At 63.0% G+C, this 23,549-nt stretch carries 21 protein-coding genes, 4 pseudogenes and 1 riboswitch; of the genes and pseudogenes, 15 read left to right on the top strand and 10 right to left on the bottom strand.

The annotated features are described in order from the left end of the window. Nucleotides 1-22: 22 nt before the first annotated feature. Nucleotides 23-1,501, bottom strand: coding sequence for an MDR family MFS transporter (locus G5575_RS07140; RefSeq protein ID WP_164533642.1), 1,479 nt, complete (start codon nt 1,499-1,501; stop codon nt 23-25). A gap of 341 nt (nt 1,502-1,842) precedes the next feature. Here G5575_RS07140 and G5575_RS07135 point away from each other — a divergent pair, with 341 nt between their 5' ends. Next, entirely contained in the window at nt 1,843-2,991 is a 1,149-nt protein-coding gene (locus G5575_RS07135) for a PA0069 family radical SAM protein (protein WP_164533641.1), read from the top strand. A gap of 159 nt (nt 2,992-3,150) precedes the next feature. On the opposite strand, the gene G5575_RS07130 is transcribed toward G5575_RS07135, so the two are convergent. Together G5575_RS07130 and G5575_RS07125 are read right to left on the bottom strand one after the other, a co-directional pair. Then, nucleotides 3,151-3,828, bottom strand: coding sequence for an HAD family hydrolase (locus G5575_RS07130; RefSeq protein WP_164533640.1), 678 nt, complete (start codon nt 3,826-3,828; stop codon nt 3,151-3,153). Between the two features lie 18 nt (nt 3,829-3,846). Then, nucleotides 3,847-4,428 (bottom strand): hypothetical protein, encoded by a 582-nt coding sequence (locus tag G5575_RS07125; RefSeq protein WP_164533639.1) that lies wholly within the window; start codon nt 4,426-4,428, stop codon nt 3,847-3,849. A gap of 147 nt (nt 4,429-4,575) precedes the next feature. Here G5575_RS07125 and G5575_RS07120 point away from each other — a divergent pair, with 147 nt between their 5' ends. Together G5575_RS07120 and G5575_RS07115 are read left to right on the top strand one after the other, a co-directional pair. Further along, the gene (locus tag G5575_RS07120; protein WP_164533638.1) at nt 4,576-5,238 is read left to right on the top strand and encodes a ribonuclease HII; all 663 of its coding nucleotides are present in this window, start codon (nt 4,576-4,578) and stop codon (nt 5,236-5,238) included. A 113-nt stretch (nt 5,239-5,351) separates the two neighbouring features. Next, nucleotides 5,352-6,448, top strand: a pseudogene (locus G5575_RS07115) (DNA methyltransferase). Between the two features lie 71 nt (nt 6,449-6,519). On the opposite strand, the gene G5575_RS07110 reads toward G5575_RS07115, so the two are convergent. The 3 genes and pseudogenes from G5575_RS07110 to G5575_RS07100 form a co-directional block, all read right to left on the bottom strand. Then, on the bottom strand, nt 6,520-6,918 hold the full coding sequence (locus G5575_RS07110; protein ID WP_164533637.1) for a type II toxin-antitoxin system VapC family toxin: 399 nt from the start codon (nt 6,916-6,918) through the stop codon (nt 6,520-6,522). Further along, the gene (locus tag G5575_RS07105; RefSeq protein WP_235935652.1) at nt 6,915-7,145 is read right to left on the bottom strand and encodes an AbrB/MazE/SpoVT family DNA-binding domain-containing protein; all 231 of its coding nucleotides are present in this window, start codon (nt 7,143-7,145) and stop codon (nt 6,915-6,917) included. The genes G5575_RS07110 and G5575_RS07105 overlap by 4 nt, the downstream gene beginning before the upstream one ends. A 56-nt stretch (nt 7,146-7,201) precedes the next feature. Continuing rightward, nucleotides 7,202-8,253 (bottom strand): annotated as a pseudogene (locus G5575_RS07100) (A/G-specific adenine glycosylase). A 73-nt stretch (nt 8,254-8,326) separates the two neighbouring features. Here G5575_RS07100 and G5575_RS07095 point away from each other — a divergent pair. The 12 genes and pseudogenes from G5575_RS07095 (at nt 8,327) to gcvPB (ending at nt 21,424) form a co-directional block, all read left to right on the top strand. Beyond that, nucleotides 8,327-8,749: a DUF721 domain-containing protein gene (locus G5575_RS07095; protein WP_164533636.1), complete on the top strand. Its 423-nt coding sequence runs from the start codon at nt 8,327-8,329 to the stop codon at nt 8,747-8,749. A 167-nt stretch (nt 8,750-8,916) separates the two neighbouring features. Further along, nucleotides 8,917-9,729 (top strand): thioredoxin domain-containing protein, encoded by an 813-nt coding sequence (locus G5575_RS07090; RefSeq protein ID WP_164533635.1) that lies wholly within the window; start codon nt 8,917-8,919, stop codon nt 9,727-9,729. Nucleotides 9,730-9,899: 170 nt separating this feature from the next. Continuing rightward, nucleotides 9,900-13,353, top strand: a pseudogene (locus G5575_RS07085) (AAA family ATPase). Between the two features lie 212 nt (nt 13,354-13,565). Continuing rightward, nucleotides 13,566-13,958, top strand: coding sequence for an AtpZ/AtpI family protein (locus G5575_RS20180; RefSeq protein WP_235935650.1), 393 nt, complete (start codon nt 13,566-13,568; stop codon nt 13,956-13,958). A 21-nt stretch (nt 13,959-13,979) separates the two neighbouring features. Then, nucleotides 13,980-14,759, top strand: coding sequence for a F0F1 ATP synthase subunit A (locus G5575_RS07075; RefSeq protein ID WP_164533634.1), 780 nt, complete (start codon nt 13,980-13,982; stop codon nt 14,757-14,759). Nucleotides 14,760-14,816: 57 nt separating this feature from the next. Continuing rightward, on the top strand, nt 14,817-15,044 hold the full coding sequence (locus G5575_RS07070; RefSeq protein ID WP_046108093.1) for a F0F1 ATP synthase subunit C: 228 nt from the start codon (nt 14,817-14,819) through the stop codon (nt 15,042-15,044). A 103-nt stretch (nt 15,045-15,147) separates the two neighbouring features. Next, nucleotides 15,148-15,450, top strand: coding sequence for an ATP synthase subunit B family protein (locus tag G5575_RS20175; RefSeq protein WP_235935648.1), 303 nt, complete (start codon nt 15,148-15,150; stop codon nt 15,448-15,450). Beyond that, nucleotides 15,357-15,794 carry a F0F1 ATP synthase subunit B family protein gene (locus G5575_RS20170; protein WP_328765916.1) on the top strand — a complete coding sequence of 146 codons (438 nt, stop codon included), beginning with the start codon at nt 15,357-15,359 and terminating at the stop codon, nt 15,792-15,794. Before G5575_RS20175 ends, G5575_RS20170 begins: the two co-directional genes overlap by 94 nt. 5 nt (nt 15,795-15,799) lie before the next feature. Continuing rightward, nucleotides 15,800-16,288 carry a F0F1 ATP synthase subunit B family protein gene (locus G5575_RS21040; RefSeq protein ID WP_164533633.1) on the top strand — a complete coding sequence of 163 codons (489 nt, stop codon included), beginning with the start codon at nt 15,800-15,802 and terminating at the stop codon, nt 16,286-16,288. A 472-nt stretch (nt 16,289-16,760) separates the two neighbouring features. Then, nucleotides 16,761-16,851, top strand: a riboswitch (glycine riboswitch). 146 nt (nt 16,852-16,997) lie between these two features. Then, nucleotides 16,998-18,533: a glycine cleavage system aminomethyltransferase GcvT gene (gcvT, locus tag G5575_RS07055; protein ID WP_328765884.1), complete on the top strand. Its 1,536-nt coding sequence runs from the start codon at nt 16,998-17,000 to the stop codon at nt 18,531-18,533. A 2-nt stretch (nt 18,534-18,535) separates the two neighbouring features. Continuing rightward, a complete protein-coding gene (gene gcvPA, locus G5575_RS07045; protein WP_164533631.1) occupies nt 18,536-19,879 on the top strand; it encodes an aminomethyl-transferring glycine dehydrogenase subunit GcvPA in 1,344 nt (447 codons plus the stop codon). Then, a pseudogene (gene gcvPB, locus G5575_RS07040) lies at nt 19,876-21,424 on the top strand (aminomethyl-transferring glycine dehydrogenase subunit GcvPB). The gene gcvPA and the pseudogene gcvPB overlap by 4 nt, the downstream one beginning before the upstream one ends. A gap of 29 nt (nt 21,425-21,453) precedes the next feature. Here the strand turns inward: gcvPB and G5575_RS07035 are convergent. The 4 genes from G5575_RS07035 to G5575_RS07020 all read right to left on the bottom strand — a co-directional run bounded on the left by G5575_RS07035 (nt 21,454) and on the right by G5575_RS07020 (nt 23,455). Next, entirely contained in the window at nt 21,454-22,035 is a 582-nt protein-coding gene (locus G5575_RS07035; RefSeq protein ID WP_164533630.1) for a hypothetical protein, read from the bottom strand. A 22-nt stretch (nt 22,036-22,057) separates the two neighbouring features. Beyond that, nucleotides 22,058-22,549: a peroxiredoxin gene (locus G5575_RS07030; RefSeq protein ID WP_164533629.1), complete on the bottom strand. Its 492-nt coding sequence runs from the start codon at nt 22,547-22,549 to the stop codon at nt 22,058-22,060. 61 nt (nt 22,550-22,610) lie between these two features. After that, a complete protein-coding gene (locus G5575_RS07025; RefSeq protein ID WP_164533628.1) occupies nt 22,611-22,778 on the bottom strand; it encodes a hypothetical protein in 168 nt (55 codons plus the stop codon). Continuing rightward, the gene (locus G5575_RS07020) at nt 22,778-23,455 is read right to left on the bottom strand and encodes a protein-disulfide reductase DsbD domain-containing protein (protein ID WP_164533627.1); all 678 of its coding nucleotides are present in this window, start codon (nt 23,453-23,455) and stop codon (nt 22,778-22,780) included. The genes G5575_RS07025 and G5575_RS07020 overlap by 1 nt, the downstream gene beginning before the upstream one ends. Between the last annotated feature and the right edge of the window lie 94 nt (nt 23,456-23,549).

The following is a 23,549-nucleotide window of genomic DNA, read 5'->3' as shown; positions in this document are numbered from 1 at the left end:
CCCCTTGAGGCGCCGTTGTTGTTCAGTGACCGTGGCTCATGCCGCCTGGCATGTCGGGCGGCCGGCGCACGAAGAACGCCGTCACGATCATGCCCAGCGAAATAATGGCGCCGCAAAGGAAGCCCGCGCGAATACCTGCCGCCAGTGCCTCCACACCGCTCAGCCCCTCGGCTGCTTGGGCCGCGGTGGTCAAACTCATCACGGCGACGAACAGCGCAATGCCGGCCGCACCCGCCACCTGCTGCACTGATCCAAGGATCGCACTGCCGTGGGAGTAAAGCGGCATCGGGACAGAACCGAGCGCCGAGGTGAAGAGCGGCGTGAAGGTCAGAGCCAGGCCAAAGCTCAGCGTCATGTGGCCAACGACGACAGCCCATATCGGAGTGGTCGTGCCGACCAGCGTCAGCGCCCACATCACTGCCGAAACCAGGGCAACACCGGGCACCAGTAGTGGCCGTGGCCCGACCCGATCATAAAGCCGACCAACGACAGGTCCCATCAGGCCCATCAGCAGACCACCGGGCAAGAGCATCATGCCGGTCTGCAAGGTATCGAGCCCCAAAACGTTCTGGGTATAGATCGGCAGGAGGATCGAGGAGCCGAGCAGCGCCACCATGGCGATGGCCATGGTCAGCACCGCAATCGAATAATTGGTGTGCTGCAAGGTGCGCAGATCAAGCAGCGCCTTGTTTTGCTGTGCGAGGCGCATCTGGCGCCAGATGAAGACCGCCATGGCAACGAGGCCAATGGCGATTGGGGCCCAGGACGGGATTGGCGAGGGATGGTTTGCCCCTTCGCCCAGGCTCGACAGTCCATAGACGATGCCGCCGAAAGCAAGCGCCGAGAGGATCACCGAAAGCACATCGAGCGGCGCGTAGCGCGGGGTCGTGACATTGCGAATACGGGTAGCGCCGAGGATCAGCGCGCCGATGGCGATCGGCAGGGTGAAGTAGAACATGAAGCGCCAGTCGAAATGGCCGAGGATGAAACCACCGATGGTCGGCCCGATGGCCGGCGCGACGGACATGACGATGGAGATATTGCCCATCATCTTGCCCCGCCCTTCCGGCGGCACCAGGGTCATCACCGTCGTCATCAGGAGCGGCATCATGATCGCCGTGCCCACGGCCTGGACGACACGACCCGCGATCAACAACTCGATCCCGGGTGCTAGCGCGCAGATCAGCGTGCCCAGCGCGAAAACCGACATGGCCAGCATGAAGATCGGGCGCGTATTGATGCGCTGGAGCAGGAAACCGGTGATCGGGATCACCACTGCCATGGTCAGGAGGAATGCCGTCGTCAGCCACTGTGCGGCGCCAGCAGTCACGCCGAGGTCGTTCATCAGGTGCGGAATGGCGACGCTCATGATGGTTTCGTTCAAGAACACCACAAAAGTCGAGACCAGCAGGATGGCGATGACCAGCCGATTCCGTGCTGCATTGTCGGGATGGTGAGGCGCGCTTTGCGGCAGCGCATCCATGGTCGCGTCCATAGTCATCTCGTGTCCCTTTCAAGGATCGTGTCGCCCTCACGACGGAGGAGGCCATCAGCCTTCGACATCTTTTCCAAACTTCCGTGACAAGCCTTGTCAGCAAAGCCGCACGCGCCGCGCGAGCGGACGATTGGCGAGCGGTTGATGGGCTTGGCGGAGCGCGGTTGTCTACGCTCACGAAGTCGCGACGTCCAGTCTTGTAATGCATGAGCGCTATGCCGATATGTCGTCCAGGCAAGCACGCTCACATTGTCGTGTTCTTGTTTTGTTCTCCGAATGCTGATAGCCATATCGGTGTCGCCCGTAGATGATTCATCCTCTCGGCGCGCTAGTCTGGAGAACCGAAAATGGCCCTCTATCAGGCCCCCTCTTTCGAAGCCCTGGAACGCCTGAGCCTCAGCCGCGATGCCGATCTCGCACGGCGTGAGCTGCTGCAGCCAGAACGCATTCGCGGTCGTGGCGCACAGACCAATCGCGTTGGCCGGTTCGAAACGCATCAGCGCGACAGCTTCGATGACGGTTGGGGCACGGTCGAGCCGCTGCCCATGTTCGAGACGGTGGAACATACCGAGCGCGCCAAGACCATCATTACCTCCAATGACAGCCCGGACATTGCTTTCGAGCGCTCGATCAACGCCTATCGCGGCTGCGAGCATGGCTGTTCCTATTGCTTTGCCCGTCCCACCCACGCCTATCTCGGCCACTCCGCCGGGATCGACTTCGAGCGCGACATCTATGTCAAAGCCAATGCCGTCGAAGCTCTGCGCGCGGAAATTTCGGCCAAGAACTATAAGCCAAAGCCCATCGCCATGGGCACCAATACCGACCCCTACCAGCCGGCCGAGCGCAAGCACAAGCTGACACGGGGCATTCTGGAAGTGATGCTGGAAACCAAGCATCCGGTCATGATCGTCACCAAGTCGGCGCTGATCATCCGCGACCTCGACCTGCTTACGGAACTGGCAAAGCTGGGCCTTGTAAAGGTGGCAATCTCGGTCACCTCCATGGACCACAAGCTTTCCCGCAAGATGGAGCCGCGCGCCTCCTCCCCGGCCCGCCGTCTCGAAGCCATCCGGCTCTTGAGCGAAGCGGGCGTGCCGACCGCCATCTTTGCTTCGCCGATGATCCCGGCCATCAACGACATGGAGCTCGAACGCATCCTCGATGCCGGCAAGGCCCAGGGCGCCGTCAGCGCCTCGATGGTGCTGCTGCGCCTCCCCGGCGAAGTGCGCGATGTCTTCCGCGAATGGCTCTTGCGCCACTTCCCCGATCGCGTGCGCCACGTTCTTTCGCTCGTCCGCGACACCCGCGGCGGCAAGGACTACGACGCGCGCTGGGGCACCCGCATGACCGGCGAAGGTCCCTATGCCGTCCTCCTCCGCCAGCGCTTCGAAAAGGCATGCGAACGCTACGGCCTCAACACCAAGCATCCCAGCCTGCGCACCGACCTCTTCGAAGCCCCAAAGCTCGAAAGCAAGCAGATGAGCTTGTTTTAGGGCACCCCCTATCGCCGCGCTCTGATCATTTCAGTAGCCCTCATCCTGAGGCGCGGAGCGCAAGCGGAGCCTCGAAGGACGAGGGCGTGGCACCGAAGCTCCACTCGCCCACCCTCGTGGTTCGAGGCTGCGCTTGCGCTCCGCACCTCACCATGAGGGTTAATCGGCAAACAGCCTCGACCGAATCAACTCCAACACACCCGCGTCTCGATAATCCCGCACGCCAATCACCGCCCCAGCATCGACCAACTGCGCCGGCGTCAATCCCGTCGCCATTCCAACCGTCGCGATCCCGGCCGCAATTGCTGAGGCAATACCTGTCCGCGAATCCTCGAACGCCACGCTGTTCGCCGCCTCCGCACCCAGCAGACGCAGTCCTTCCAAATACGGCAGCGGATGCGGCTTGCCATGCGCCAACTCGTCGCCGATCACCACATGCCTGAACCGGCTTCGCACGCCGATTGCATCCAGCAACAGATCGGCATTGGGCCGCGGTGCATTGGTAACCGCCACCATCCGCACGCCGTTCTCGTCTGCCCAGTCCAATAGGTCGAAAAGGCCGTGCACCGGCTCGATCCCCGTGGCTGCCAGTTCGCGAAAGCGCGCTTCCTTGCCCATCATCACATCGCGTCGGCGGTCCATCGTCTCGCTTGGCAGGAACCGCTCCGCGATCGCCTCATTGGCAAAGCCCTGCAATTCGCGCCCGAACCGTTCACGGTCGAATTTGTGCCCCCAAGGCGCAAAGGTGTCGTTGAAGGCCCGCAGGTGAAGCGGGTCACTTTCCACCAGCGTGCCATCGATATCGAACAGCAGCGCGGCGCCGGGTTTAAGATGCATGGATTGTCCGTCAGAGCGTCAGTATTGCGCGACTTTGCGGGCATAGGTGGACATAAAGTCAAGCGAGGCCAGCACGCCCCGCAGCGAGAGCCGCACCTCAACCGGCTTTTCCACACCGATTAGCGGCACCAGAAGCGTCACCGACGTGCGTTCCTTCATCGTGTCGATCAATGCCTCGGCCCGCGCTGCGTCCAGCACAAAATACTGGTTGATGGTGTTGTAGCGGGTCTCGAGTTCTTCGCCGACGCCGAGCTCGATATCCGGCTGACCGCCGAAACGTAGCACTATGGGCCGGCTCTCGTCATAGCCGCCCTCGTCCAGCGCCACGGTGATCGCCAGATCCAGCGCCCCATCCAGGCGATTGCGGACCAGCGTCAGCTTATAGGCCGGCAGATTGGCGCCGTTGAGCTGCTGGCTGCCAGTCGAGGCAAAGCAGGAAAAGCCGTAAAAGTCGGTGGCATCCTCGTTGATGGCATCGGGACAGGCTGAAAGCCAATCGCGATTATATTCGCGCAACTCGCCATAGGGGTGGTGAAAAGGCTCGGCGCTGGCCGGTGTTGCAAGGGCCAGCACGAGGGCTAGGCAGGGCGCAAAGCGCATGTGATCATCTCCCGGCTTTGCCCCCGGCTCGACTCTAGTATCAGCAGGGAAATGCATCGCAAACATGACATGGTCATGCGCGCTGAATTCCACAACTGTCGTGACGACCTGATCGGAGGCCGCCCATGAAGATCGTCGTCGCCGAGCTTGTTGCTGCCGAGCCGACCGTCCCCGATTTCAGCCACGAAAAAAAAATTGCTGAAGGCCGGCGCCCGCTTCGTTGCCGGTGTCGACGAAGCCGGGCGCGGCCCGCTGGCGGGTCCCGTCGTCGTCGCCGCCGTGCGGCTCGATCCGCGCCGCATCCCCGATGGCCTCAACGATTCAAAAAAGCTCACGGCCGAACAGCGCGAAGCGCTTTACGAAGAGATCGTCGCGACGGCCGATGTCGCCATTGTCAGCGCCCCGCCCAGCGATATCCTCACCCTCAATATTCGCGGCGCCACCCTTGCCGCCATGACGCGGGCCGTGCGCGCCCTGCCCCGGCCCGTCGATCGCGTCCTGGTGGATGGCCGCGATATTCCCCCGGGCCTACCCTGCGAGGGGATCGCGCTGATCGGCGGCGACGGGCGCAGCGTCTCGATCGCCGCGGCCTCGATCGTCGCCAAGGTCACGCGGGATCGCATGTGCAAGATCATGGATTGCGATGCGCCCCATTTCGGCTTTGCCGGGCACAAGGGCTACTCCACCGCGGCTCATCTGACAGCGCTTAACTCCCACGGCCCTTGCCGCCACCACCGCGAGGAATTTGCCCCGGTGGCGGCGCTTCGTTACGCAAACGACCATCCTGGCCGCCGGTTAACGCCCTGCTAACCCCTTGCGAACGCTCCATTAACTTCGGTGCCCTATAAAGAACTGGTTAGTCCTTTGTTAGGGTTAAGTGTATGTTGCGTACCGCGCGTACGGCCCGTTTGGCCGATGCGGAAATGGAAGGCACGCGCCTTCCGATCGATACTATTCTTGTGGGCGATTGCATCGAGCACATGAATAGCTTGCCGGCCGGCTCCGTCGATCTGATTTTCGCCGATCCACCCTATAACCTGCAGCTCGAGCAGGCGCTGACCCGTCCTGACCAATCCAAGGTCGATGCGGTCGATGACGAGTGGGACAAGTTCGATAGCTTTGCCCATTATGACGCCTTCACCAAGGCCTGGATGACGGCAGCCCGCCGCGTCCTCAAGCCCGACGGCGCCATGTGGGTCATCGGCTCCTACCACAATATCTTCCGCGTCGGCACGGCGCTCCAGGACCTCGGCTTCTGGATGCTCAACGACGTGGTCTGGCGCAAAGCCAACCCGATGCCCAATTTCCGCGGCACGCGCTTCACCAATGCGCATGAAACGCTGATCTGGGCGGCCAAGTCGCAAAAAAGCCGCGTCACCTTCAACTACGAAGCGATGAAGCTCGCCAATGACGACACGCAGATGCGGTCCGACTGGCTCTTCCCGCTTTGCACCGGCGCCGAGCGGCTCAAGAACGAAGACGACGACAAGCTTCATCCGACGCAAAAGCCGGAAGCCTTGTTGTTCCGCATTCTCAATGCCACGACCAAGCCGGGCGACATCGTGCTCGACCCGTTCTTCGGCACCGGCACAACCGGCGCCGTCGCGCGCAAGCTGGGCCGCCACTTCATCGGCATCGAGCGCGAGCAAGCCTATATCGACGGCGCTCGCACCCGTATCGCAACCATCCGTCCGGGCGTCTTCGAGGCCCTCCAATCGGTCACGCCAAAGCGCAAGGAAGCCCGCATTCCCTTCGGTTCGCTTGTTGAACAAGGTGTGTGATCGAACCAGGTGCGCAACTTTTCGACTTAACGAAACGTTACTTTGCCATGGTTCGTGCAGACGGCTCGCTCGTCTCCGGTCCGCACCAGGGTTCGATCCACAAGGTCGGCGCTTTGGTCCAGGGCTCGGAGGCATGCAACGGGTGGACTTTCTGGCACCACGAACAGTCTGGCGTTGTCGAGCCGATCGATAGTCTTCGGAGCGACATCCGCCAACGCCTTGAATCGCTTTCTGCCTGATCCTGACCTCCAATCATTCAGGCCTTACTAAACGACCGCCGGTTTGCCCCGGCGGTCTTTTTCTTTGTGGGTCAGGGTGCAATCAGCGTTACGCTGGGGAAGTAGGTCTCGTAGCGACGACGGTCTCGGGTCAGCAGAGTTATATTCCTTGCTACAGCGTGCCCACCGATGAAAAAATCTGGCAGTACACCTGTGCGAGTGCCGCCGTGACGCCGATAACGTTGAAAGGCCTTTGCTGCAAGAAATAGAGCCTGCCTGGGCAAGTCTACGTGACGGACCTGCATATCAGTTAGCAACCGCTCGACCTCGCCGAGGTCGTCGTAGCGCACGGCGATTTCGGCAAAAATTACATCGTTGATAATGAGCGGTCCAGCGAGACGAGCGGCGTCGAGCCTGTTGACCGACCATGCGGCCCAGTCTGGGTCACCGGTGATCACATCAAGCAGGACATTGGTATCGACGAGCGTCAATCTTCACCGCGGGTCATTGCCATGACCTCATCGGTGCTCATTCCCGGACCAGCATGGCCTAGAAACTTGGCAAAGAAGCTTTCTGACTTGGGTTCGTTTGCCACTAAAACGACTTCGCCGCTTTGAAGCTGCCGAAAATCTATCTTGCTTCCCGGCTGCAGCCCGAGGTGCTGACGGATTGGCTCAGGAATGGTGATCTTGCCGTCTTCGGTCATCACTTCGCTCATTGTCGGCTCCTCACAGGCATTTCGAAGATAGTACCCTGCCTCGATGCCAACAACCCCTAGCCCAATCCAGCCTGGGCCAGAACCTTGCGGAAAAGGGTCGGCAGGGCCTCGCCCTTGAGCGCCGCCGGCTCCGACCACCAGCCCCCGTCCAGGGCCTCGGGCAAAACTATCGCCGACCAGATCTCGAGTTCGAGCCGGAAGTGGGTAAAGACATGCACGACCTGCCCGCGATGGCGCCATTCTCCCGTCGCCGGATAAATCGGTTCGCCCGCATCCTCCGCCCAGATGCTGGTCGGCACTTCCGTCATGCCGCCAAGAAGGCCCTTGCCCGGCCGCGACTGCAGGTAAACATCGCCCGACGCATCGGTCATCACGAAGGCATGGCCGCGCCGCACCGGCTTCTCTGCCTTTTCCGGCTTGATCGGATAGCGCTCGGGCGCGCCTTCCCTGGTCGCCAGACAGCCCGGCTGGATCGGGCAAACGAGGCAATAGGCCGTGCGCGGCGCGCAGATCGTTGCACCCAGATCCATCATCGCCTGCGCAAAGTCCCCTGCCCGCGCCGGCACGGCAATCTGCAGCGCGCCGCGCAAGGCGTCCTTGGCGTTACGCACCGGCACGGGGAGCGCATAATAGCGCGCCAGCACGCGGTCGAGATTGCCATCGAGCACGGCGATGCGCTCGTCAAAGCAGATCGCCGCGATGGCGGCGCTGGTATAAGCCCCCACGCCGGGCAGCGTCTGCAGTCCCGCCGCCGTGTCCGGAAACACCCCGCCATGATCGCGCACCACCGCCTGGGCGCAGGCATGAAGATTGCGTGCCCTTGCATAATAGCCGAGCCCGGCCCATTCCCGCAGCACCGCATCGAGCGGCGCCGCTGCCAGATCCTCGACCCGCGGCCAAAGGCTCGTGAAGCGCAAAAATACTTCTGCACTGCGGCCACCGTCGTCTGCTGCAGCATGACTTCGCTCAGCCACACCCGATAAGGATCGGGCCGCATTCCGGCCTTTCGGTCTTGCGGCGAAACGCGCCAGGGCAGATCGCGCGCGTGGCGATCATACCATTCGAGCACGGCCTCGGCATTGAGCGGATGGGGATTGGTCAGGAGCATGGCCGAGCCTATACTTGCCCGCCTCAACCCTGTCATTCCCGCGCTTGCGGGACCCTCTCACATCCGAGCGAGAATGGCCGACGATCTGCCCACGCCCAAGCGCCGCAACAAGACCCTCTCGGTCGCTGACGCGCTAGCCGGCGCGCTTGATCCTATGCTCAAGAAGCGCGGCTTTGCCAGCCGGGACATCATCACCCACTGGCGCTCGATCGCGCCGAAACCCTTCGACAGCACGACGCAGCCCGACAAGCTCAGCTGGCCGCGCAGCGCTGATGGGGCGGAAGGCGCGGTGCTTTATTTGCGCTGCGCTCCGGGCACCGCCGTCTTCGCCCAGCACGAAGCCCCCGCCATCGCCAAGGCCGTCAACCGCTATTTCGGCTATGTGCTCGTGGGCGAAGTGCGGCTTTCGGCCGAGCCATTCACCCCCAGTTCAGCCGGCAAGGTGCAAAAACGCAGCAGCCGAGCCAAAGCACGGTTGCCAAGGTCGACGCTTTGACGGCCCAGGTCGAGGACGATGCCTTGCGACAGTCTCTTCAGGCTCTGGGCCTCGCGCTTTCGAGCCGAAACAAGCGCTGATATTCACCCTCAAGTGATGCTTGTGCCCACTTGCCGACACCTTCGGCCCGTGTAGTGTCCCCGCATCTTAAAAAGGAGCGTCTCCAAGTGAAGTTCAATCGCCGCGAAACCATTCTTCTAGCTGCTGCCGCCTCGGCGCTGAGCCTTGCCGGCGCTGCGACCGCGCAGGCGGCCGAAGGCGATATGATCGACATTGCCAAGCTGATGGCCCCCGCCGGTGGCCTCGAAGACAAGTTCGAGGGCAGCGCCGACGCTCCCGTGACCGTCATCGAATATGCTTCGCCCACCTGCCCGCACTGCGCGACCTTCCACAACACGGTCTATGAGCCGTTCAAGGAAGAATACATCAATACGGGCAAGGTCAAGTTCGTCCTCCGCCCCTTCGCCCGCAATGCTATCGACGCGGCGATCTTCCTTCTCGCCGAAGCTGCAGGCCCGGTCGCCTACCACAACGTCATCGCCACCTATTTCAAGACGCAGAACGAATGGGGCATGTCCGACAAGCCGCGCGACGCCCTCTTCACCGTGGCGCAGCAGCTTGGCTTTACTGAGGAAACGTTCAACGCCGCCTTGACGAATCAGGACGGCTTCACCGCGATTGAAGCGCAGAAAAACCAGGCTCTGGACGAGTTCGGTCTGACGGGAACGCCGACATTCTATGTCAACGGCAAGACGCTTTCGGGAGGCAAGACGCTCGAGCAGCTCGCTGCCGAGATCGACCCGCTCGTGCCCGCCGATTTTGTCCCCACCACCCCCGACGCAGCCGCAGCGGCACCCGCCGCAACCACTGCACCTTCGACCGAAGCGGCACCAACCAACACCATGGCTCCGGCAAACGAAACTGCCCCCGCCAACACCATGGCGCCAGCCACCGAAACACCCGTCGCTCCTGCACAGTAACTCTCAGCAGGACTCTAAGCTCTTGCGCCTCCCTCCCCTCGATGGGGAGGGAATGAGGGTGGGTGGGGCCAAGCACACGATCCATTGTGCCTGACCCCACCCCACCCAGCTTTGCTACAGCCCTTCGGGCTTAGCGACGCTACCCTCCCCATCAAGGGGATGGATAGAAAGTGAAATTCTTCCGCCTCCGCCTCCACGGCTTCAAATCTTTCTCCGACGAAACCGTGCTCGTCATGGAGCCGGGCCTTACCGGCATTGTCGGCCCGAATGGCTGCGGCAAATCCAATCTTGTCGAAGCCATGCGCTGGGTCATGGGCGAAAGCTCATACAAGGCCATGCGCGCCTCGGGCATGGATGACGTCATCTTTTCCGGCTCCGGCAATCGGCCGGCCCGCAATACCGCCGAAGTCACCCTCGTTCTCGATAATGCCGACCGCACGGCCCCGGCAGCGCTCAACAGTGCCGACATTTTGGAAGTCACCCGCCGCATCGAGCGCGAGGCCGGCTCGGTCTACCGCGTCAACGGCCGCGAGGTCCGCGCCCGCGATGTGCAATTGCTGTTCGCCGATGCCTCGACCGGCGCGCATTCGCCCGCCATGGTACGGCAGGGCCAGATCGGCGAGCTGATTGCCGCCAAGCCTACCGCGCGCCGTGCCCTGCTCGAAGAAGCCGCCGGCATTTCGGGGCTTCATTCCCGCCGCCACGAGGCCGAATTGCGCCTTCGCGCTGCCGAAAGCAATCTCGAGCGCGTCGACGACATCATTGCCCAGGTTCAAACCCAGCTCGAACAGCTCAAGCGCCAGGCACGCCTTGCCACTCGCTACCGTGCTTTATCCGGCGACATCCGCCGCGCGGAAGCCACCTTGTTTCACATCCGCTGGGTCGCCACCCGCGTCGCCGAAAAAGAAAACGAAGCCGCGCAGTCCGTCCTGATCCGCCAGCTCGCCGACGCCAACCACGCCCAGCTCACCGCGCAGCGCCATGCCGAGATTGCAGAGGCCGCGCTTGCTCCGTTGCGGGAGCGCGAGGCCGTCACGGGCGCCGTGCTGCAGCGCTATACGATCCTTGCCGAGCAGCTCGCCGAAGAAACGCGGCGCCTCGCCCAGCGTCGCGCCGAACTCGAAAACCGCTTGCGCCAGATTGCCGGCGACGGTGCGCGCGAGCGCGAGCTTGTCGCCGAAAGCGAGACCACGCTCGCCTCTTATAAGGAAGAGCAGGATCGGCTCGCCGCCGAGCAAGCCGCTTCAAAGGCCGACCAGGAAAAAGCTCGCGGCGAAGCCCAGGCCGCTCAAGCCCTCGTTGCCGAAGCCGAGACGGCGTTGCGCACCGCCGCGGACGCGCTTGCCCAGAACCGGGCGCGCCGCAGCCAGGCGCAGCGCAACCTGCAGGATGCCACGGCCCGCCACGGCCGCACCGCCGCCCAGCTTGCAGAAGTCGATCGCGACATTGCCCGCGTACTCGCAACCCTGAAGCTGACGAAACCGTCACCCAGCGCCGCGCTGCACTCGATGCGGCGCAGGCCACCATGGCCGATGCCGAAACCGAGGCCCTCCAAGCCGAAGAGCAAGCCACCGCGGCCCAGGCCAAGCTCGACGCCGCCCGCCCGCGTCTCGCCCAACTCGATGCCCTGGTCGCACGCCTCGAAGCCGAGGCATCGACGCTTGCCAAGATGCTCTCGACCGGCGGGACCCTGTTCCCCGCCGTGGTCGATGAACTCAAAGTTTCCCCGGCTATGAGACGGCCCTCGGCGCGGCTTTGGGTGATGACCTCGAAGCCAGCGGCGACGCCGGCGCACCGGTCCATTGGTCCGCGGCCCTCGACGGTCGCGACGACCCCGCTTTGCCGCAGGCGGCAGAGCCGCTTTCCCGCTATGTCAGCGGCAGCGCCCTGCTCAAGCGCCGCCTCGACCAGGTCGGCTTGATCGATGCGGCCGACGGACCGGCCTTGATGCGGGCGCTGCGTCCCGGTCAGCGGCTCGTCACCCTCGACGGCGCGCTTTGGCGCTGGGACGGCTTCGTTGCCGCTGCCGACGCACCCAGTGCTGCGGCACAGCGCCTGGCGCAGCGCAATCGCCTTGCCGAACTGGACGAGGAAATCCTCCAGGCCAAAGGCGAACGCAATGGCTGGCGCCGCGATGTCGACGCTCTCGCCTCAACCCTCGAAGCCGCCCGCCAGGCCGAACGCTCCCTCCGAGAAGAGTGGCGCCGTGCCCAACACGCGATCGGCCTTGCGCAAGCCGATCTCGACAAGGCCCAGCGCGCGCTGGGCGACCTCGCCACCCGCCGCGCCGGCCTCGACGAAGCCCAGTCCCGTCTCACCACCTCGCTGCGCGAAGCCGAAGCGGCGCTCAACGCCGCCCGCCAGTTCCTCGCCGAAACCGCCGACGAAGCAGGCCTCTCCGCTGAAGTGACGACACGTCAATCGCAGCTCGCCACACTCCGCGAGCGGGCCGACCAGGCCCGTCTTCGTCTCAGCACGATCGACTCTGCCGCAACCATGCGCGCAGCTCGCCTCGATCAGCTCGCCCGCGACACCCAGTCCTGGCAAAGGCGCAGCGCGGGCGCGCGGGCCCAGCTCGCAACCCTCGACCAGCGCACGTCGGAAGTTGAGGCGCAGCTTGAAAGCCTCGTCGCGTCTCCGGAGGGTTTTTCGTCCCGCCAAGCCCAGCTCGACGAGCAAATCGACATTGCCCGCGCCGACCACCAGACGGCCGGAGACCGCCTTAGTGCCGCACAGACCACCTGGCGCGATGCCGATCGTGCGCTGAAATTGGCCGGTGACGCGCTCAATGCCGTACGCATCGAGCTCACCCGCATCGAAGAACGCGTCAAAGGCTCGATCGCCCAGCGACAGCAGATCGAACGGCAAATCGAAGAGTCCCTCGGCATCCCGGCTGCCAGGACGCTCGAAGCCTCCGGCATCCGGCCCGAAGAAGCGCTGCCCAATGAACATGCGACCGAACAAAAGCTGGAGCGTCTTAAATCCGAGCGCGAGCGCCTGGGCGGCGTCAATCTTTCCGCCGAACAGGAAGCCGTCGAAGTTCAGCAAAAACTCGACACCATGATCGCCGACCGAGACGACATCATCGATGCCATCGCCAAGCTCCGCAGCGCCATCGGCCAGCTAAACCGCGAAGGCCGCGCCCGCCTCAACGAGGCATTTGGGCGGGTCAACACCTTCTTCCAGGAGCTCTTCACCACTCTCTTTGGTGGCGGCACGGCGGAACTGAGCTTTGTCGAAAGCGATGACCCGCTAGAAGCGGGCCTTGAAATCATCGCCCGCCCGCCCGGCAAGAAGCCGCAGACCATGACGCTGCTCTCGGGAGGCGAGCAGGCGCTCACGGCCATGTCGCTGATCTTTGCCGTCTTCCTCACCAATCCAGCGCCCATTTGCGTCCTCGACGAAGTCGACGCCCCGCTCGACGACGCCAATGTCGAACGTTTCTGCAACCTCCTCGACTCAATGCGCCAGCGCACCGACACGCGCTTCATGGTCATCACCCACAATCCCATCACCATGGCCCGCATGGATCGCCTCTTCGGCGTCACCATGGCCGAGCGCGGCGTTTCGCAGCTCGTGTCGGTCGATCTCACCACCGCCGAGAGTTTTCGCGAGGCCGTCTAGCGACAGAATCCCCCAGGCTCGCCACGACTGCGCCACGATCAAAGTGTGGACAGCATGCCGCACCCCTGCACCGCGACGAAAACATTATATAAAACAGCACCTTACGGCGCCACAGCTCGCCTTGACACCGAAAACCCCCACCACTATGTTGCGCGCGACTTAAAAGGCGTCCCGGAAAGCCCGGGAAATGGCCGGCCACGAGGAAGCTGCGGATGACAACACCGCCGGGTGACCAGGGCCGACCGGACAGCGCCAAGGGGGCGACGAGCGATCTTGCATCGCGCATCGCCTCTGCCAAGCGGGAGCGTATCCAGGAGGACAACAGAGCCACCCGGGATGCTTCTCCGGAAATGAGCGGTATGGCGCGCGGCTTGCGCATCGGTACCGAGTTCATCTCCGCGGTTCTGGTGGGTGCCGGCATCGGCTATCTCATCGATCTTGGCCTGGGGACCAGCCCCTGGGGCTTGCTCATCTTGTTGCTGATGGGCTTTGCCGCTGGAATCCTGAACGTCATCCGAGTGGTGGCGGAAATGAATGCCGCATCGCCTGCCCCGCCGGGGTCCGATCTTGGACCCGACGCGGACGACGAAGAGCGGAACGTATAGTGATGGCGAATAGAGGGCTTCATGGCCGGTACTGACCCGATCCACCAGTTTGTCATCTATGACATCTTCAAGCTCTTCACCGTTGGCGGTGATGCAGCCGAAGGCACCGGTACAACCCTCGCCTTCACCAATTCCTCGCTGTTCATGGTGCTGACCGTTGCCGCGATCGTCGGCTTCATGCTGTTCGCCACCTCGGGCTCCAAGCTCGTGCCGAGCCGGCTCCAGCTTTCCGCCGAGCTCTTATATGAATTCGTGGCGGGCATGATCCGAAGCGCCGCCGGCACCGCCGGCATGAAGTTCTTCCCGCTGGTCTTTTCGCTCTTCACCTTCATCTTCGTGGCCAATATGTGGGGCATGGTGCCCTACTTCTTCACGGTCACCAGCCACATCATCGTCACCTTCGCGCTGTCGATGCTCGTGTTCCTCACCGTCATCGTCTACGGCTTCGTCAAGAACGGGCCGAAATTCCTCAAGCTCTTCGTGCCGTCGGGCGTGCCCGGCTACATCCTTCCCATCGTGGCGCCGATCGAGGTCATTTCCTTCCTCTCGCGTCCGATCAGCCTTTCGGTCCGTTTGTTCGGCAATATCCTTGCCGGCCATATCACGCTCAAGGTCTTCACCGGCTTTGCCGTGATGATGATCGGTGGCCTTGGTGCCCTGGGCTGGGGCGCTGCCATCCTGCCCATGCTGATGGCCATCGCCCTGACCGGTCTCGAGTTTCTCGTCGGTGCAATTCAGGCTTACGTCTTCGCGCTCCTGACCTGCATGTATCTCAACGACGCGATCCACCCGTCCCACTAATCCCCATTCCCGGCGGGTGGCCCGCCGGAAACCCAAGTCGCTTGAAAGGACTACAAAATGGAAGCTGAAGCCGCAAAGTTCATCGGTGCCGGTATTGCTTGTTTCGGTATGGCTGGCGCCGCCATTGGCGTGGCCAACATTTTCGGCAACTTCCTGTCGGGTGCCCTGCGCAACCCGTCGGCTGCTCCGAGCCAGTTCGGTAACCTGATTTTCGGTTTCGCCGTGACCGAAGCTCTGGGCATCTTCTCGTTCCTGGTTGCCCTGATCCTGCTGTTCGTCGCCTAATTTCGCGACCGACGCCGATCCCGCGGCCGGGCTCTCGTCCGGCTGCGCTTCTTCCTCCGACCGCCCTGGTCGGATGAACTGCATTTAACGGGACCTCGACCAGATGGTAACGCAAGTCTTCGCTCAGGAAGCGGAAACGCCGACCGAGCAGAACCTCGATCAGGCGGTTGACGCCTCCCATGGCGAGCCGGTTCCCGGCGCAACGGGCCATGATCCCACGGCCGATACCCATTCGACCGCAGAAGTTCATGCCGACGAGTCGCATGGCGTGTTCCCGCCCTTCGATCCGGCGACGTTCCCCAGCCAGCTGCTCTGGCTCGCCATTACCTTTGGCGCGCTTTATGTAGTGATGAGCCGGGTGGCGCTGCCGCGTCTCGGGGGATCCTCGAAAACCGCAAGGCCCTGATCGATGCCGATCTGGCCGCGGCCGATGCCGATCGCGCCAAGACCGATGCGGCGATCGCTTCCTATGAGTCGGCGCTGGCTGCCGCCAAGAGCAATGCTCAGGCGATCGCCACCCAGACCCGCGAAGCCATCAATGCGGATCTCGCCGCCAAGCGCGCTGCGGCTGAAACCGATCTTGCCAGCAAGGTCAGCGCTGCCGAAGCCCGCATTGCCGGGACCAAGGCGGAAGCCCTTACCCATGTGGACGAGATCGCGGCGGAAACGGCCCAGGCCGTGGTCGCCCAGCTCGTCGGCGAAGTCTCGCCCGAGAGCGTTCGCGCGGCCGTAGCGAAGGTGAAAGGATAATGGTTATGCCAGAATGGTTGGATAACAGCTTCTTTGCCACCGTTGCCCTGGTCATCTTCCTCGGCATGATGGTCGCCTTCGGCGTGCCGCGCATTATCGGCAAGATGCTCGATGGCCGCATCCGCCAGATCGAGGACGATATCGCCGAAGCCAAGCGCCTGCGCTCGGAAGCGGCGGCCCTGCTGGTCGAATACGAACAAAAGCGTCTGTCGGCCGAGAAGGAAGCCGAAGGCATCGTCGCCGCTGCCCGCGAAGAGGCCTCCCGTCTCACCGCTGAAGCTCAGGCCTCGCTGGCCGATCTCGTCACCCGCCGCACCAAGGCCGTGGAAGACAAGATCGCCCAGGCCGAAGCCCAGGCCATCGCCGAAGTTCGCGCCCGCTCCGCCGACCTCGCCATCGAGGCCGCCCGCACCGTCCTGTCCGACGAGATGAACCGCAACGGCAACCGCGTCGTCGACGCCGCTATCGCCGATGTCGGCAATCGCCTGAACTAAACGGCTCTGTGTTTTGATCTCTAAAGGCGGGCAGCAGTGCCCGCCTTTTTCTTTGCATCGAACCCATCGACCAGTAGCCCTCATCCTGAGATGCGAAGCGCAGCGCAGCCTCGAAGGACGAGGGCGTGGCACGCAAGCCTCCACTCCCTAAACCACCCCACCCTCGATCCCTCCCCCTCAAGGGGAGGGAAGCGCATGCCCGAGGTCAGTGTTTATCCCCCTCCCCTCGATGCACCGGTCAGCAGACACGCGCGATGGGATTGTTCATCGCCTCCCTCGCCTTGAGGGGGAGGGAACGAGGGTGGGGTGGGGTCGCGCCTTCTACATGTGTGCATTGCCCCACTTCGTCGATCGTCGCTGGGCCGATAGGCCCTAGCAAGCTGAGGTAAGGGCGCCCCCACCCTGCTCAAATCAAAGGCTGTTAGCGACCCCTGCATAAGGATTGACCCCGCTCCAAATCTCCCGCATGGTCCCCTCGACTGCGGGAGAGACTGGCCATCAGCGCCAGCGCCGAAGGAGCAACCGCCCCGGAAACTCTCAGGCAAACGGACCGCAGTCGGGTCAAACACTCTGGAAAGCAGGCTTTCGGGCCTCTCCGAAGGAGCAACCGGCGCTCAGCTGGGAAATCTCTCAGGGCAAGGACAGAGGGGGCACGAACATTCCGCTTCATCGCGGGATCTTGTCGTGTCACCCGAACCCCGAGTTGCTCATGGCCGATAATAGCGCCGACAATCTCAAGCAGACCCCGCTCTTTGAACGACATGTTGCCGCCCTTGGCCGCATGGTGCCGTTCGGCGGCTATGCCCTGCCCGTTCAATATCCCACCGGCATCATGGCCGAGCATAAATGGACGCGCGAACAGGCGGGCCTCTTCGACGTCAGCCATATGGGTCCCGCCTTCCTTGTGCTGGCCGATCCCAGCGGTGACACCGATGCGGATCACGCCACCCTATCGGCAGTCATCGAGCCGCTGATCTGTGGCGACATTGCCGGCCTCCGCCCCGGCCAAGTCCGTTACACCCTGCTCTTGAACGAGACCGGCGGCGTCATCGACGACCTCATGGTCGCTCGATCCCCGGCGACATCCGGCGGCCTCTACCTTGTGGTCAATGCCGGCACCAAGGAGCACGACTTCGCTCTCATCGAACAGGCCGCGGGCGAGCGCGCGAGGCTGATCCGTGCCGACGAGGACCATGCCCTCCTTGCCCTCCAAGGTCCCGAAGCCGTCAACGTCCTCTCCGCCCTTGTGCCGCAAGCCGCAGACCTCGGCTTCATGACCCACGGCGCATTCGCCTGGGGCCAAGAAGAACTCCTCATCTCCCGCTCCGGCTATACCGGTGAGGATGGCTTTGAAATCCTGGTCAACAACAGCGCCGCCAGCGAACTCTGGGACGCGCTTCTTGCCGATACCCGCGTTCGCCCCATCGGCCTTGGAGCCCGCGATAGTCTTCGCCTCGAAGCCGGTCTGCCGCTCTATGGCCATGACCTCGACGAAACCATCTCCCCGATCGAAGCCGACCTCGGCTTTGCCGTTTCAAGCGCCGCCGCCGAGGCCGCCGACTTTCCAGGCGCCACGCGCATCCTTGCCGAACGCGAGGGCCAGCTTTCCCGCAAGCGCGTCGGCCTCCTGGTGGAGGGTGCGCCCGCGCGCGAAGGCGCCGAAATCCTCGATGGCAATGGTCAGCCCGTTGGCGTCGTCACCAGCGGCGGCTTTGCGCCGTCGCTGGGCAAGGCAATCGCCCTCGGCTTCGTCCCCCTTCATTCACCGCCCCCGGCACCAAGCTTCAGGTTTCTGTCCGCGGCCGCGCCCAGCCGGCCGAGGTCGCGTCGACCCCCTTCGTTCCCCACCGCTATTTCCGCAAATCGCTCTGAGGCTCCCATGACCACCAAGTTCACCCAAGACCACGAATATATCCGCATCGAAGGCTCAACCGGCATCGTCGGCATCACCAACTACGCGCAGGAGCAATTGGGCGACATCGTCTTCGTCGAATTGCCCGCCGTCGGCACCGTTCTCAAGAAGGGTGACGAGGCTGCCGTGGTGGAGTCGGTCAAGGCTGCGTCCGAGATCTATGCGCCGGTCTCCGGAGAGGTCGTCGAGGTTAACAGTCTGCTAACCGACGCGCCTGGAACGCTGAATTCCGACGCCGAAAACACGGGCTGGATGTTCAAGATTGCGATTTCGGAAGCCTCCGAAATCGAGAAACTGCTCGATGCCGATGGCTATGCGGAGCTGACGCTCTAACCATGCGCTATCTCCCCCACTCCGCCGCCGAACGCGCCGAAATGCTCGGCGTTATCGGCGCCACCGATATCGACGCCCTGTTCAGCGCCGTTCCCAAATCCGCGTTGCGCAGTTTCGACCTCGACCTCCCGGCCCACAGCCCGGAATTCCTGGTCGAACGCCACATGCGTGCCCTCGCCGCCAAGAACCATGCGGCCGGCGATGGCCCCTTTTTCGTGGGCGCCGGCGCTTATCGTCACCATGTCCCGGCCACCGTTGACCACCTGATACAGCGTTCGGAATGGCTCACCGCCTATACGCCCTACCAGCCGGAAATCTCGCAGGGCACCCTGCAGATGCTATTCGAGTTCCAGACCCAGGTCGCCAAGATCACCGGCATGGACGTCGCCAATGCCTCGCTCTACGACGGCTCGACCGCGACGGCCGAAGCCGTGCTGATGGCGCGCCGCATCACCAAGAAGAACAAGGTCGTTCTTTCCGGCGGTCTCCATCCCCATTACCGCGACGTGGTCAAAGCCTACCTCAAGGACGACCCTGACCTTGTCTGCCTCTCTCCCTCGCCGGAAGGCCAGGGCGATATCCTGAGCCAAGTGGATAACAAGACCGCGGCCATCGTCATCCAGACGCCAGACTTTTACGGGCACCTGCGGGACCTTAAAGGTGCCGCAGAGGCCGCCCATGCGCAGGGCGCCCTCCTGATCGTCGTCATCACCGAAGTGGTGTCGCTGGGCCTCCTTGAAGCGCCGGGCGCCCTGGGTGCCGACATTGTCGTTGCCGAAGGGCAAAGCATCGGCAATGCCCTCAACTTCGGCGGGCCCTATCTTGGCCTCATGGCCACGCGCAAGGACTTCATCCGGCAGATGCCGGGGCGGCTCTGCGGCGAAACCGTCGATGCCGAAGGCAATCGCGGTTTCGTTCTCACGCTCTCGACCCGCGAGCAGCATATCCGTCGCGAAAAGGCGACATCCAACATCTGCACCAATTCCGGTCTCTGCGCGCTGGCTTTTTCGATCCACATGGCGCTCCTGGGGGAAGCCGGCTTTGTGCGCCTGGCGCGGCTCAACCACGCCAGCGCTATCAAGCTGGCTGACGCGCTTACCGCAGTGACCGGCGTCGAGGTTCTCAACGACACCTTCTTCAACGAGCTGACCATTCGCGTGAGCGAACCCGCCGCCCCTCTCGTCGAGCGCCTCGCCCGGCGCGGCATCCTTGCCGGCGTCCCAGCCAGCCGGCTGTTGCCAGGCGATGCGGAGGTCGAGAACCTCCTGGTCCTCGCCGCAACCGAACTGACCACGGACCTCGATATCGAGGCACTGACCACCGCGCTCGCGGAGGAGCTGGCATGAGCATGAACACACAAGGCCGTCCCACCGGCATCGGTACCCTGGGCACCTCGGCATCCGGCTCGGCTCTCCTGCCCGACGAACCGCTGCTGTTTGAAATCGGCGACACCGAGCATTCCGGCGTCGACCTGCCAGAAGTCGACCTTGCCACCGATCGCCTCGGCGGCTTCGGTCGCAAGAGCAAGCTCGATCTGGCCGGCCTCACCGAGCCGGAAGCCATGCGCCACTATGTGCGGCTCAGCCGGCTCAATCACTCGATCGATTCGGGCATGTATCCGCTTGGCTCCTGCACCATGAAGCACAATCCGCGCCTCAATGAGAAAATGGCGCGGCTCCCCGGCTTCAGCGACATTCATCCGTTGCAGCCGGTCTCCACGGTGCAAGGCGCGCTCGAACTCATGAACGAGCTCAGCCACTGGCTTCTTACTTTGACCAACACCGCTGCGGTGGCTCTGTCTCCAAAGGCCGGCGCGCATGGCGAGCTGCTCGGCATGATGGCGATCAAGGCCGCGCAGGAAGCCAAGGGCGAAGCGCATCGCACGATCGTCCTCGTTCCCGAAAGCGCTCATGGCACCAATCCGGCCACCGCCGCCTTTCTCGGCTACACGGTCAAGCCGGTGCCCGCCCGCGCTGATGGCACGGTCGATGTGGAAGCGGTCAAGGCGGCGCTATCGCCGGATGTCGCTGCCATCATGCTGACCAATCCCAACACCTGCGGCCTCTTCGAACCGCAGGTCATCGAGATCGCGCAAGCGGTGCACGATGCCGGCGCCTTCTTCTACTGCGACGGCGCCAATTTCAACGCCATCATGGGCGGGCGTGGTGCGTCCGGGCGATCTGGGCATCGACGCCATGCACATCAACCTTCACAAAACCTTCTCGACCCCGCATGGCGGTGGCGGTCCGGGTGCGGGTCCGGTCGTGCTCTCGGCGGCCCTGGCGCCGTTTGCTCCAGTTCCGTTCATCAAAGGGGTCCAGGACCGCCTTGAACTTATCGAGCACATCGAGGCAAATGCTCTCGGTCGCGTCACCGCCTTCCACGGCCAAATGGGCATGTATGTCCGCGCCCTCACCTATATGCTGAGCCACGGCGCCGATGGTCTGGCCCAAGCAGCGCAGGATGCGGTGCTCAACGCCAACTACATCAAGTCACGGCTGGAACACGCTTTTTCGGTGCCGTTCCCGGACTATCCGACCATGCATGAAGCCCTTTTCGACGACAGCTTCCTCAAGGACAGCGGCGTTTCCACCCTCGATTTTGCCAAGGCCATGATCGACGAAGGCTTCCATCCGATGACCATGTATTTCCCGCTGGTCGTCCACGGCGCCATGCTGGTCGAACCGACAGAAAGCGAGAGCAAACAAACACTTGACCGCTTCTGCGACGTGATGCTGGAGCTGGCCAAGGACGCAAAAGACGGCAATTCGGCGCGCTTCACCTCCGCTCCCACCAAGGCCCCGCGCCGCCGGCTCGACGAAACACGAGCCGCCCGCCAGCCGATCCTCAAGTGGGAACGGCCGGTCGATCTTCCCAAGGCTGCTGAATAAGAAAAGGCCCGGGAAACCGGGCCTTTTTGCTACTTGGTGTCGAAACCGACCCAGATGGTGATGGTCTCACCACCCAGATACGGGATGGTGACGTTTTCCACCACCTTGACGAATTCCGCCGTCTGCGCCGGCGGTACGATCGGCACGGCCACGGTGTATTTTTCCGAAAAGATCGCCTGTCCGTCGCGCTCGACGGCAAAGCGGATCGGAGCATTGATCGAAGTCTGGGTGCCCGCCGGCCCGAGCAGCACGCGACCGCTTGCGCCCATATTGACCGTGATCTTGCCGTTGGAGACGATGCAGTTGCGCGACGTCTCGTCGATAACGCCTTGATATTGCAGGGACCGTGGGTCGCCAGCCCGGCCACCGCCGTAATAATACATGGCCTCGCCGCCGAGCCTCACCTTGATCGGCGGGCATTCGGTCGCGATCACGGGCAGCGCGCTGGTCTGAGCCTGCGCAACCGCTTGCGGGCTGGCCGTAGCGTTCTGAAGGTTCGCGTTCGCTGCAGAACCCCCGCCCATCATGCCGCCCATGGAGCAACCGGCGAGCAAAGCTGCCAAGGCGCCGAGAGCGGAGAAGCGGAGCGCGGATGTGAATGTTGTCGTCATGGTCGAACCTGGCTCCTGACGGTTAGGCAGCGGCTTCGAGGGCCATCAGGATGGCTGGGGCGCCGGTCGCCGTGATGCCGGGCGCATCTTCCACGAACACATCTCCGACGATCCCATCCTTGATGATCATGGCGGCGCGAACATAGCGCACACCCATGCTGGACTTCGAAAAATCCTTGTCGAGCCCGAGTGCACGCGCGAGATCGGCATTGCCATCGGCGATGAAGTCCAGCGTGTCGAGCGCGTTGGAGGCCTCGGCCCAGGCTTTCATTACGTGGTGATCATTGGTCGCGACGCAGACGATGCGGCTAACGCCGGCAGCCTCGAGCTTTGCCGCGTTGGAGATAAAGCTCGGCAAATGGTTGACGTGGCAGGTTGGCGTAAAGGCACCGGGGACGGAAAACAGCACGACCGTGCCTTGCCCGAGAATAGCATCGCTGGTCGTGTCTTCGATCCCGGAGGCTGTGATCAGCTTGATCCCGACCGAAGGGATCGCATCGCCGCGTTCAATCATAGATGAAAATGCCCCATATACCGGCAGCACGTGCCGCCAAGCTTCGTTTCGTCCCGGCTCGTCATCGACCGGGCTCGCCCTCGTCGTTGATCGAAACCGTATCCACCCCGTCGCCAGCCTCGATCGACCGGCTCACCATATAGGCGCCCCTGTCGGTCATGAAGGTGAGTTCCACATCCATGCCGTCGAGGGCACTATTGTCGGTTTTGCCCAGGATGGGAAGGAGCACTAATCCGGCTTGCGGACTTTTTGCGGCGCGCCAAAAAGGGTTTCGCCACTGTCTGTCGCCGCAATCAGGCTTTGAGAATCCAACAGATCCGGCGCGACTTCTACTGCAAGTTGCTCACCAGCCATTTCGACGTCACCAATTGGCTCGCCGCTTCCGTCCCAAGCCAGTGGCACCTCGGCCAGCGCCTGCCGAATGCGCAGCGCGCTCGGTCGATCCGGCTTCTTATCGAAGATGGGAAGCGCGAAACGGGCCTGTGCCGGGATGCAGATATCGGAGCAAACTCCAAGTGTAATGGCGACGTCCAGTCGCGCCGCCGGATCGGTCACGTCAATGGCGAGCGGCAGGACCGTGTGGCCGTAATAAACGTAGTCGAGATAGCCGTTCTTGTCCTCGCGCAAGGGATACGGCCACAGCACCCGATGGGAGCCGATGCCCGTAGATGCGGTAAAATCAAGATCCAGGGGAAGACCGGTTTCCCCGGGCACGCGCCAATAGGTCTTGGTGTCGTCGGGCATGTCTAGCTCAAGCGCGACCAGGGTTTCGCCGCCGTCAGTGATCTCGCCGGTACTGATGAGACGCATCGCCACGCCCGGCGCCACCTCCTGCCATGGCGTTTCTGCAGCGCCGACAGGAGCGATCAGAGCAAGCGCGGCACTGGCGAGGACGGGTAAACGCATAGCGCGGAATTAACGCAGGAAAAGGTGAACGAACACCCACCCCGGCTTCATGGCTTCGTGAAGCCTTGCTGCCTGCTGGCAAGCTTGGCACAGG

Source organism: Devosia aurantiaca (assembly GCF_011058215.1).
Taxonomy (GTDB): domain Bacteria; phylum Pseudomonadota; class Alphaproteobacteria; order Rhizobiales; family Devosiaceae; genus Devosia; species Devosia aurantiaca.
Note: the sequence above shows the minus strand (reverse complement) of the source record. Positions and strands in the feature narration are given on the sequence as shown.

Bases quoted from the DNA above. Each gene is read 5' to 3' on its own strand.
- gcvPA (WP_164533631.1), top strand. From the start codon at position 18,536: ATGCGCTATCTCCCCCACTCCGCCGCCGAACGCGCCGAAATGCTCGGC.
- G5575_RS07095 (WP_164533636.1), top strand. From the start codon at position 8,327: ATGGCCGACGATCTGCCCACGCCCAAGCGCCGCAACAAGACCCTCTCG.
- G5575_RS07070 (WP_046108093.1), top strand. From the start codon at position 14,817: ATGGAAGCTGAAGCCGCAAAGTTCATCGGTGCCGGTATTGCTTGTTTC.
- G5575_RS07020 (WP_164533627.1), bottom strand. From the start codon at position 23,455: ATGCGTTTACCCGTCCTCGCCAGTGCCGCGCTTGCTCTGATCGCTCCT.
- G5575_RS07140 (WP_164533642.1), bottom strand. From the start codon at position 1,501: ATGACTATGGACGCGACCATGGATGCGCTGCCGCAAAGCGCGCCTCAC.
- G5575_RS07130 (WP_164533640.1), bottom strand. From the start codon at position 3,828: ATGCATCTTAAACCCGGCGCCGCGCTGCTGTTCGATATCGATGGCACG.
- G5575_RS21040 (WP_164533633.1), top strand. From the start codon at position 15,800: ATGCCAGAATGGTTGGATAACAGCTTCTTTGCCACCGTTGCCCTGGTC.
- G5575_RS07075 (WP_164533634.1), top strand. From the start codon at position 13,980: ATGGCCGGTACTGACCCGATCCACCAGTTTGTCATCTATGACATCTTC.
- G5575_RS20180 (WP_235935650.1), top strand. From the start codon at position 13,566: ATGACAACACCGCCGGGTGACCAGGGCCGACCGGACAGCGCCAAGGGG.
- G5575_RS07105 (WP_235935652.1), bottom strand. From the start codon at position 7,145: ATGAGCGAAGTGATGACCGAAGACGGCAAGATCACCATTCCTGAGCCA.
- G5575_RS07035 (WP_164533630.1), bottom strand. From the start codon at position 22,035: ATGACGACAACATTCACATCCGCGCTCCGCTTCTCCGCTCTCGGCGCC.
- G5575_RS07135 (WP_164533641.1), top strand. From the start codon at position 1,843: ATGGCCCTCTATCAGGCCCCCTCTTTCGAAGCCCTGGAACGCCTGAGC.
- G5575_RS07125 (WP_164533639.1), bottom strand. From the start codon at position 4,428: ATGCGCTTTGCGCCCTGCCTAGCCCTCGTGCTGGCCCTTGCAACACCG.
- G5575_RS07030 (WP_164533629.1), bottom strand. From the start codon at position 22,549: ATGATTGAACGCGGCGATGCGATCCCTTCGGTCGGGATCAAGCTGATC.
- gcvT (WP_328765884.1), top strand. From the start codon at position 16,998: ATGGCCGATAATAGCGCCGACAATCTCAAGCAGACCCCGCTCTTTGAA.
- G5575_RS20175 (WP_235935648.1), top strand. From the start codon at position 15,148: ATGGTAACGCAAGTCTTCGCTCAGGAAGCGGAAACGCCGACCGAGCAG.